The organism is Mesorhizobium sp. M8A.F.Ca.ET.207.01.1.1, from assembly GCF_004794715.1.
GTDB lineage: Bacteria > Pseudomonadota > Alphaproteobacteria > Rhizobiales > Rhizobiaceae > Mesorhizobium.
Genome location: NZ_SRUS01000192.1, coordinates 1 through 380 on the forward strand (window position 1 = coordinate 1; position 380 = coordinate 380).

At 69.2% G+C, this 380-nt stretch carries 1 protein-coding gene; it reads right to left on the reverse strand.

All coding sequences use genetic code 11. The features are described 5' to 3' along the window. The coding region (locus EN850_RS34130; protein ID WP_136092978.1) for a PadR family transcriptional regulator at nucleotides 1-380 on the reverse strand (380 nt) is incomplete at both ends.

The window sequence follows — 380 nt, forward strand, 5'->3', positions numbered from 1 at the left end:
CCGCCTCGCCCTCGGCCCAACGGCCGTGGTGATGCACCAGCGCCCGCTTGAACTCGCGCAGGGCAGTGGCCAGCGGCGGCGGCAACGACGCCTTGGTGATCTCGCGGGCACGGTCGAAGGCTCGCCGTTGCGCGAGGCGTACCTGGGTACGCTGCACCTTCAGCTCGAACTCGCCGGCGGCGGTGATGCGGAAGATCCGCTTGCCGTCCACCTCCTCGGCCTCGATCCAGCCGGCCTGCTCGAAGCTGGCCAGCAGCGGGTACATGGTGCCGGCGCTGGGCGTATAGGCCTGCATGAACTGGTTGCTGATCAGCTGCATCAGCTCGTAGCCATGGCGTGGCTGCTCGCCGATCAGGGCCAGCACCAGCAGGCGCAGGTCG